Here is an 8450-nt window from a genome sequence, read left to right as displayed (position 1 = left end):
GAAGCCGCCGATGCCGCCGGCGCCGGTCCACGTGCTGGTGACGACCGCCTTGGCGCGGCCCTCGCCGGCCGGGGTGACCGTCCAGGTGGTGACCATGCCCGTGCGGCGCGTCAAGGGAGGTGACCGGGCGTCACCCGGCCCCGGCCGCCTCCCTTGTGCCGCCTGCTACTTCTCGGTCTCCGCGGCGAGGCGCGCGAGCACCGCGTCATGGATGCGGTTCAGGCCCTTGGGAGCGAAGGTGCGCTCGAAGAAGCCGCCGATGCCGCCGGCGCCGGTCCACGTGCTGGTGACGACCGCCTTGGCGCGGCCCTCGCCGGCCGGGGTGACCGTCCAGGTGGTGACCATGGTGGAGTTGCGGTCGCTCTCGACCAGCTGCCCCGGGGTCGGCTCGGTCACCGCGAGGAGGCAGTCCCGCACGCGCTTCTCGGTCGCCTGCAGCTTCCAGTGCACCAAGGTGCCCGCGCCGCTGCCGCCCTCGCGCACCTCGTACTCGCTGTACTGCTCGGGAAGCAGTCGCTGCCGGGTGCCCGCGTAGTCGGCGAGCGCCGCGAAGACGCTCTCCGGGCTCGCCGCGATCTCGCGCTGAGTGGTGGCCTCGACCTGTGCCATGCGCCGTCCTCCGTCGATCCGTGTGCCGTCGCCGACAAGCCAATCACCACGGCCGCGTGCCCGCGAAATCGGGCCGCCCTCCCGGAGGGGCACCTCCGTACGACGGCCCACGGGGCCCGGCCGCCGCCCGGCGGGAAATCACGTGCCCCGCCGGCCGTGGCACGTTATCGTCGGCTCCATGAACGTCACGGGCAACAGCATCACCGCGACCGCGCGAGCGACCAGCTCGCCGGTTGCCGCCGCCTGACGCACCCCCTTCCTCATCACCGGCGACCGGGAACGGCCCGCCGGTGGTCTCGTGGCGCCCCGCCGCGATTCCGGTGATCGAGCGGACCCGTTCTCCGGTGCCTCCCCGCCCTCCATGCGAAGGAGCCACCCCCCCCATGAACACCGAAGAGATCGTCCGCACGTTCGTCGAGTACTTCGAGGACCGGGGCCACCGCAGGATCACCGGATCGACGCTGCTGCCGCCGCCCGGTGACCCGGTGCTGTTCACGACCTCGGGCATGCATCCGCTGACCCCGTACCTGGAGGGGCGCCCGCACCCGCTCGGCAGCCGGCTGGTCAACGTGCAGCGCTGTCTGCGCACCACCGACCTGGAAGAGGTCGGCGATCCCACCCATCTGACGGTCTTCGAGATGCTCGGCACCTGGTCGCTCGGCGACTACGAGGGCCCGCAGAGCCTCGACTGGGGCTACGGACTGCTCACAGAGGGCTTCGGCATCGACCCGGGGCGGCTGCACGTCACGGTTTTCGGTGGCGACGACCGCACGGGTCCGGACACCGGCTCCCTGGAGCTGTGGGAGAAGCACGGGGTCCCGGTGGAGCTCACCGTCGAGGACAACTGGTGGTCCAACGGGCCGACCGGCCCGTGCGGCCCCGACTCGGAGATCTTCCTGTGGACCGGCGACACCCCGCCGCGGTCCACGCCCACCCGCGACGACCGCTGGGTCGAGGTCTGGAACCACGTGATGATGCGCCACCGCCGGCTCGGGGACGGCTCGCTCGTGCCGCTCCCCCAGCGCAACGTCGACACCGGACTCGGCCTGGAACGCCTGGCCTCGCTGCTGCAGGGCCGCACGTCGGTGTTCGAGTGCGACGTCTTCACCCCCTGGCGCAGTCTCGTACCGTCCCTGTGGCCACTGGACGAACCGTCGCTGCGCCTGGTCTGCGACCACCTGCGCTCAGCCGTGGTGGTGATCGGTGACGGGGTGCGCCCGTCCAACACCGGCCGCGGGTACGTGCTGCGCCGGCTGGTGCGGCGGGTCCTCACCACCTTGTGGCAGGACGACCCGTGCCGTGGCCTCGGCGATCTGCCGCAGGAACTGGTCCGGCACACCCTGGACCACTTCCACCAGGGCGTGGACCCGGACGAGCCGCGCCGGGTGCTGCTCGAGGAGGAGCGCCGGTTCGGGCGGCTCCTGGAGCGCGGCCGGCAGGTGCTGGCCCGCCCCCGCTTCCGGGGCCCGCTGGACGAGGAGGACTTCCACTACCTCCACGACACCCACGGCCTGCCGCGCGACCTCGTCCTGAGCCTGCGGCCGCAGTGACGGTGGACGGCCCCGGCAGGGCCCCGGGCGGCGCCTACGGCCCGCCCGGGGCCCTGCGTCACACGCGGTCACGCACAGATGCCCCGGGAATCCCCCGGATCCCCCCTCGACGTTATTCGTTCAGATGTTCTATTCTCGGGAGGAGAGCAACGAAGGAGGCGGCATGAGGTGGGACAACCTGAGCCGCGACACGGCGGCGACCACACCCGCGCTCTTCGGCGTGGACGCCGTGACCCGTACGTTCGACACCCCCGAGTTCCGCGGGATCACCTTCCACGAGGTGCGCGCCCGCACGATCGTCAACCGCGTGCCCGGCGCGTCCCGGATGCCGTTCGAGTGGACGATCAACCCCTACCGCGGCTGCAGTCACGCCTGTGTGTACTGCTTCGCACGCAAGACGCACACCTACCTGGACCTCGACAGCGGCCTCGACTTCGACTCCCAGATCGTCGTGAAGGTCAACGCGCCCGAGCTACTGCGCCGCGAGCTCGCCTCGCCCCGCTGGCAGGGCGAGCACATCGCGATGGGCACCAACGTCGACTGCTACCAGCGCGCGGAAGGCCGCTACCGGCTCATGCCCGGCATCCTGGCCGCGCTGCGCGACCACGCCAATCCCTTCTCGATCCTCACCAAGGGGTCGCTGATCCTGCGCGACCTGGACCTCCTGGTGCAGGCGTCCCGGGTCACCGACGTCTCGACCGCGGTCTCCGTCGGCTTCACCGACCGGGACCTGTGGCGCACCGTGGAACCGGGCACGCCGTCGCCGGCGAAGCGCCTGGAGGTCTGCCGCACGCTCAATGAGCACGGCATCCCCTCGGGCGTCCTGATGGCGCCGGTGCTGCCGTACCTCAGCGACTCCCCGGAGCAGTTGCGCGAGACGGTCCGCGCGATCGCCGGGACCGGCGCCACGTCCGTCACGCCGCTGGTGCTGCACCTGCGCCCCGGGGCGAGGGAGTGGTTCATGGCCTGGCTCTCGGTGCACCACCCGCGGCTGATCTCCCGCTACAAGGCGCTCTACGCGGACGGCGCCTACGCGCCCACCTGGTACCAGCGGCGCATCACCCGCCAAGTGCACGAGTTCGCCGCCGAGTTCGGGATCGGGCCCAGCCGCTCCGGGACCGCGCGCCGGATTTCCGCGCCCGAGGAGGACACCCCCGGGCCGCCCGCCGCACCCGAGCCCGCCCAGCCGGCCCCGCCGACGCAACTGACCCTGATCTGAGCTCACGAAAAGCGGGTGCCCACCGGGCTCCGCCCCCCTTAACGTCGCGGCATGACGGTTGTGAGGGTGATGACCCGCGACGACATCGACGCCGTGGCGGCGATCCGCGTACGGGGATGGCAGGCGGCCTACGCGGGGATCGTGCCGCAGGCGTACCTCGAAGCGATGGACATCGGGGCGGACGCGGAGCGTCGCAGGGAGTGGTTCGACGCGGGCGGCACCCGGGTGGACACCCTGGTCGCCACGGACGGCGACGAGGTGACGGGCTGGGCCTCGCTCGGCCCCTACCGGGGTGAGCCGGACGACGCCGAGGTCGGCGAGCTGTACGCGATCTACGTACGACCCGACCGGATCGGCCGGGGCGCGGGCCGCGCGCTCATGGACGCCGTACGGGCCCGCGCCGGTGAACGCGGCTTCCGGCGCCTGCGCCTGTGGGTCCTCGCGGACAACGCGCGGGCGCTGCGCTTCTACGAACGGTCCGGTCTCGCGCCGGACGGCACCGACCAGATCGAGATGTACGACGGCGTCCCGCTCAAGGAGCTGCGGTACGCGACGGATCTGGTCTGAAGCGCCCGGCGAGACGGCGCGTCGTGGCACTCGGTGCCTCCTCCCGCGCCGCAGCCAGCACCGCCGCGGCCACCGGATCGCCCGACCGCACCAGGGCGCGCACGATCCGCCTGGGGTACGGCGGCGCGCACAGCCCCACGAGGGCGGCGGTCGCGCGGGGCTCGTCCTCGTAGCGGGCCAGTCCGCGCGCCGCGGCCGCGCGCACCTCCGCGTCCTCGTCGGAGGCGACGCCGAGCAGCGTCTCCAGTACCTGCGGGCCGCCGATCCGGCCGAGGGAGTCCACCGCCGCGGCGCGCAGGCGGGGATCCGCGACGGCCCGGGTCAGGACGGGCACCGCCCGCACGTCCGCCAGCCGTCCCAGTTCCTCGACGCAGCCCGCGGCCGCCTGGTAGCCCGTCCGCCCCTCGTCCATGAGCCATGTGAGGGTGGACGTCAGCGCGGGCAGCGACTCCGGCGCCCGCAACCGCCCCAGCAGATGCACGGCGGCCAGCGCGTAGCCGATCCGCAGCCGGTTGGTGGCGAGTGCGGCGGCGGCACGGGCGGTCCGCGGGTCGCCGAGCCGGGCGAGGGCTTCGGCCGCCAAGACGTTGCGGATGCTGTCGCGATGGTTCAGGAGCAGGACCAGCGCCTCGAAGGCCCTCGGGTCGCCTGCCCGGCCGAGCATGACGGCGGCGATCTCCCGGTCGGTCAGGGAGCGCGAGGGCTCGGTCAGGACATCGGCCAGTATGTCCCTCGCCGCCGGATGGTCCAGCCTGCCGAGCGTCACGAGGGCCACCTCGCGCGTGTCCCCGTCCGGGTCGCCGGTGGCGGCGGCGAACACGCTGAGATGGTCCGGATCCGCGGCACGACCGAGCAGTGTCAAGGCGAGCGCCCTGACGCGGGGCACCTGGTGGCCGCCGTATCGGAGCAGCAGGGGCACGCACACGGGTGCGGGCGGCGTTCCTCGGTAGCCGGGGAACCACCGCCAGAAGTGCAGTCCGCTGCCGGTGACGAGGCGGCTGATGTGGTTCTGCACCCCGTCGTCGTGCCCGAACTCGGGATCCCAGTGGTCCCGGTCCGGCTCCGGCCCGGCCAGGACCTCGAAGAGCGGACCGACGGCCTCCAGGGAGCGCCGCGCCACCAGCACTTCCCGGGCATAGGCGCGGCGCGCCCTGTCCTCGTGGACCACGTCGCCCAGCAATGCGGACACCCCGGGGGCGCAGCCGGTGGCGGCATCGAGCACTGCCCTTTCCGTGGGCCCCAGCCAGGGCCGCACCATGGCGGCGGCGTCCGGTGAGGCGGCGAGCCGCCTCAGATAGGCGCCGCGCTCCTCGCACCGCCCCTGGCCGGCGAACTCCAGCAGTCCCAGGACGCGGCGCGGTTCCCCGCGCCCGCGCAGCCGCGCGACGTCCGTCTCCCCCGACCGTACGGCCCCGTACAGCTCGGCCGCGCGCCGCGCCGAGTGACCGGCGCCCCCGTGCTCCCGTTCCACGGCCCCCCCTCTCCCCCGTGCGTCCACCCTAATGGCGCGCTCATCTGTAGGAGGCGTAAATCACATGGGCGCGAGGGCTGGCGCCGAGGTTACTCACCGGTTACCCTCTAACCAACGCACGCATCGGCCTGGTGACGCAGCCACCGCGTGCAGCCGTTGTCGGTTCGGCACCATCGCGGCGCAGCCCCGGGACAGGGCTCGCCGGTTCTCACGCGGGTACGCCCACACACGCGTACGCACCCCCGCGGCTCCTCGACTCTCCCGCCCCCGCGCCTGCGCAGCAGAGACGCACGGCGCGGACCCTCAGCATTCGGAGTTCCGCGATGGACCGTCCACGACCCTTCCCCACCGTCGCCGTCATCGGTCTCGGCACCATGGGCACCGGCATCGCCGAGGTCGTCGCCCGGGCCGGTCACGAAGTGATCGGCATCGAGATCGACGACGCGGCCGCGCTCCGCGCCGTCGCCGCCCTGGAGGCCTCCACCGCCCGCGCCGTGCAGCGCGAGCGGATCACGGAGGCCGAGCGCGGCGACGTCCTGGCCCGTTTCCGCACCTTCTCCGACCTCCAGGCGGCGGCCGACGCCGACCTGGTCATCGAGGTCGTCACCGAGCACTTCGAGATCAAGCGCGAGGTCCTCACCGCCCTGGACGCCCTCCTGAAGCCGGGCGCCGTCCTGGCGACCGGCACCAACGCGCTGTCGGTGACCCAGCTGGCCTCGCACACCTCGCGCCCCGACCGCGTCCTCGGTCTGCACTTCTTCGCCCCCGCGCCGGCCATGAAGCTGGTCGAGGTGGTCTCCACCGTGCTCACCTCCCCCGAGACCACGGACTCCGTGACCGAGCTGGTCCGCTCGCTCGGCAAGGAGCCGGTGGCGGTCGGCGACCGCCCGGGCTTCATCGCCGACGGGCTGCTCTTCGGCTACCTCAACCAGGCCGCGGCCATGTACGAGGCCCGGTACGCCACCCGCGAGGACATCGACGCCGCCATGCGGCTCGGCTGCGGCCTGCCCATGGGCCCGCTCGCCCTGCTGGACCTGATCGGCATCGACACCGCGCAGACCGTCCTGGAGGCGATGTACGAGGCCTCGCGCGACCGGCTGCACGCCCCCGCGCCCATCCTGAAGCAGCTCTCCGCAGCCGGCCTCAAGGGCCGCAAGGCCGGACGCGGCTTCTACACCTACCAGGCCCCCGGCAGCGCGAGCGTCGTCCCGGACGCCGAGACGCCGGCCGAGGCCACCGGTGCCACCGGCGGGCGCCCCGTGCGCAGCGTGGGCGTCGCGGGCTCGGGCACCATGGCCACCGGCATCGCGGAGGTCTTCGCCAAGGCCGGTTACGAGGTCGTGCTGGCCGCCCGCGGCCAGGAGAAGGCCGACAAGGCGGTCGCGGCGCTGGCCAAGTCCCTGGACCGGTCGGTGGCCAAGGGCCGGCTCAGCCAGGAGCAGCGCGACGCCGCCGTGGCGCGGGTGACCGCGGCCGGATCGCTGGACGCCTTCGCGGACGTGGACCTGGCCGTCGAGGCGGTCGCCGAGGACCTGCCGGTCAAGCAGCAGCTCTTCGCGACCCTGGACAAGGTCTGCAAGCCGGGCGCGGTGCTGGCCACGACGACGTCCTCGCTGCCGGTGGTGGCCGTCGCCACCGCGACGTCGCGTCCGCGGGACGTGATCGGCATGCACTTCTTCAACCCGGCCCCCGCCATGAAGCTGGTCGAGGTGGTCCGCACCGTGCTGACCGCCGAGGACGTGCACGCCACCGTCCACGAGGTCTGCGGCCGGATCAGGAAGCACGCCGTGGACTGCGGCGACCGGGCCGGCTTCATCGTCAACGCGCTGCTGTTCCCGTACCTCAACAACGCCGTGAAGATGGTCCAGGAGCACTACGCGACGGTCGAGGACATCGACTCGGCGATGAAGCTCGGCGGGGGCTACCCGATGGGGCCCTTCGAACTGCTCGACGTCGTCGGGCTGGACGTCTCGCTCGCGATCGAGCAGGTGCTGCACAAGGAGTTCCGCGACCCGGGCCTGGCGCCGGCGCCGCTGCTCGAGCACCTGGTGTCCGCGGGCTGCCTCGGCCGCAAGACCGGCCGCGGCTTCCGCGAGTATGCCCGCCGCTGATTACGCGGGCAGCGGCTGGGACGGCCGGGACGATCCCGGTGGCTGGGGCGGTCTCCTGGGGCCGCCCCACCGCCTCCGGAAACCGGGCCCGGCCCACGGTGCAGCGGGAATGCAGTACGTTCGCGGTATGCCCCAGCCCGTGAAGCCCGCCCGTGCGTCCTCCACCACCGCCCAGCGCCATCGTGTCCGCCAGGAACTGGCCGCCGCGGCGATGCACCTGTTCGCGAGCCAGGGCTACGAGGCGACCACAGTCGACGAGATCGCCGCGGCCGCGGGGGTCGCGCGCAGGACGTTCTTCCGGCACTTCCGCTCCAAGGAAGAGGCGATCTTCCCCGACCACGACGACACCCTCGTGCGCGTCGGGCAGGTGCTGGACTCCGCCGAACCGCACGAGCACCCGCTCGACACGGTGTGCCGTGGCATCACCGAGGTGCTGCGCATGTACGCCGAGGCCCCCGAGGTCTCGGTGGAGCGCTACCGCCTGACCCGTGAGATCCCGATCCTGCGGGAGCGCGAGATCGCCTCGGTGGCCCGCTACGAGCGGCTGTTCACCCGCTACCTGCTGGGCCACTTCGACGAGGGCGCCCACCACGACGGGGACGACGACCCGCTGCTGGCGGAGGTCGCCGCGTCCGCCGTAGTCGCCGCCCACAACCACGTGCTGCGGCGCTGGCTGCGCGCCGGCGGCAAGGGGGACGTCGAGGCCCAGCTCGACCACGCCTTCGAGGTGATCAAGCAGACCTTCGGTACCGGCATCGGCCGGCGCCCCGCCCCCGCCCCCGCCCCGGTCCTGACCTCCGAGCAGGGCGAGGTCATCGTCGCGGTGGCCCGTACGGACGCCTCGCCCGCCGAGGTCATGCGGACGATCGAAAAAGCCCTGAAGGGCGCGTAGCCGCCCGTTCGCGCCCCCGGCGTCCTCCCGC

Annotated in this window: 7 protein-coding genes and 1 pseudogene; 5 read left to right on the top strand and 3 right to left on the bottom strand. The window is 73.1% G+C overall.

What is annotated here, in order from left to right:
• Together ACFYYN_RS08410 and ACFYYN_RS08405 are read right to left on the bottom strand one after the other, a co-directional pair.
• Window positions 1-138: pseudogene (locus ACFYYN_RS08410) on the bottom strand (SRPBCC family protein); the annotation flags it as partial.
• Window positions 139-165: 27 nt separating this feature from the next.
• Window positions 166-609 carry an SRPBCC family protein gene (locus tag ACFYYN_RS08405; protein WP_499514823.1) on the bottom strand — a complete coding sequence of 148 codons (444 nt, stop codon included), beginning with the start codon at window positions 607-609 and terminating at the stop codon, window positions 166-168.
• Window positions 610-992: 383 nt separating this feature from the next.
• Between ACFYYN_RS08405 and ACFYYN_RS08400 the strand changes: the two genes are divergently transcribed.
• The 3 genes from ACFYYN_RS08400 (at window position 993) to ACFYYN_RS08390 (ending at window position 3945) form a co-directional block, all read left to right on the top strand.
• On the top strand, window positions 993-2159 hold the full coding sequence (locus ACFYYN_RS08400) for an alanine--tRNA ligase-related protein (RefSeq protein WP_500545152.1): 1167 nt from the start codon (window positions 993-995) through the stop codon (window positions 2157-2159).
• 163 nt (window positions 2160-2322) lie between these two features.
• Window positions 2323-3378, top strand: coding sequence for an Rv2578c family radical SAM protein (locus tag ACFYYN_RS08395; protein ID WP_500545151.1), 1056 nt, complete (start codon window positions 2323-2325; stop codon window positions 3376-3378).
• A 51-nt stretch (window positions 3379-3429) separates the two neighbouring features.
• Window positions 3430-3945: a GNAT family N-acetyltransferase gene (locus tag ACFYYN_RS08390; RefSeq protein ID WP_500545150.1), complete on the top strand. Its 516-nt coding sequence runs from the start codon at window positions 3430-3432 to the stop codon at window positions 3943-3945.
• Here the strand turns inward: ACFYYN_RS08390 and ACFYYN_RS08385 are convergent.
• Entirely contained in the window at window positions 3911-5203 is a 1293-nt protein-coding gene (locus tag ACFYYN_RS08385; RefSeq protein ID WP_500545203.1) for a HEAT repeat domain-containing protein, read from the bottom strand. The genes ACFYYN_RS08390 and ACFYYN_RS08385 overlap by 35 nt on opposite strands.
• A gap of 536 nt (window positions 5204-5739) precedes the next feature.
• Here ACFYYN_RS08385 and ACFYYN_RS08380 point away from each other — a divergent pair.
• Both ACFYYN_RS08380 and ACFYYN_RS08375 read left to right on the top strand, forming a co-directional pair.
• A complete protein-coding gene (locus ACFYYN_RS08380; RefSeq protein WP_500545149.1) occupies window positions 5740-7527 on the top strand; it encodes a 3-hydroxyacyl-CoA dehydrogenase family protein in 1788 nt (595 codons plus the stop codon).
• A gap of 109 nt (window positions 7528-7636) precedes the next feature.
• Complete coding sequence (locus ACFYYN_RS08375; protein WP_500545148.1) at window positions 7637-8419, top strand: TetR/AcrR family transcriptional regulator; 783 nt, start codon at window positions 7637-7639, stop codon at window positions 8417-8419.
• Window positions 8420-8450: the final 31 nt, after the last annotated feature.

The sequence above is a fragment of the Streptomyces sp. NPDC001902 genome, from assembly GCF_042891295.1.
In the GTDB taxonomy this organism is placed as follows: domain Bacteria; phylum Actinomycetota; class Actinomycetes; order Streptomycetales; family Streptomycetaceae; genus Actinacidiphila.
This window is presented reverse-complemented; position numbering and strand designations above follow the sequence as displayed.

What these genes read in the sequence shown, in the direction of transcription:
- ACFYYN_RS08405 (WP_499514823.1), bottom strand. Translation starts at nt 609, where the DNA reads ATGGCACAGGTCGAGGCCACCACTCAGCGCGAGATCGCGGCGAGCCCG.
- ACFYYN_RS08400 (WP_500545152.1), top strand. Translation starts at nt 993, where the DNA reads ATGAACACCGAAGAGATCGTCCGCACGTTCGTCGAGTACTTCGAGGAC.
- ACFYYN_RS08385 (WP_500545203.1), bottom strand. Translation starts at nt 5,203, where the DNA reads ATGGTGCGGCCCTGGCTGGGGCCCACGGAAAGGGCAGTGCTCGATGCC.
- ACFYYN_RS08395 (WP_500545151.1), top strand. Translation starts at nt 2,323, where the DNA reads ATGAGGTGGGACAACCTGAGCCGCGACACGGCGGCGACCACACCCGCG.
- ACFYYN_RS08380 (WP_500545149.1), top strand. Translation starts at nt 5,740, where the DNA reads ATGGACCGTCCACGACCCTTCCCCACCGTCGCCGTCATCGGTCTCGGC.
- ACFYYN_RS08390 (WP_500545150.1), top strand. Translation starts at nt 3,430, where the DNA reads ATGACGGTTGTGAGGGTGATGACCCGCGACGACATCGACGCCGTGGCG.
- ACFYYN_RS08375 (WP_500545148.1), top strand. Translation starts at nt 7,637, where the DNA reads ATGCAGTACGTTCGCGGTATGCCCCAGCCCGTGAAGCCCGCCCGTGCG.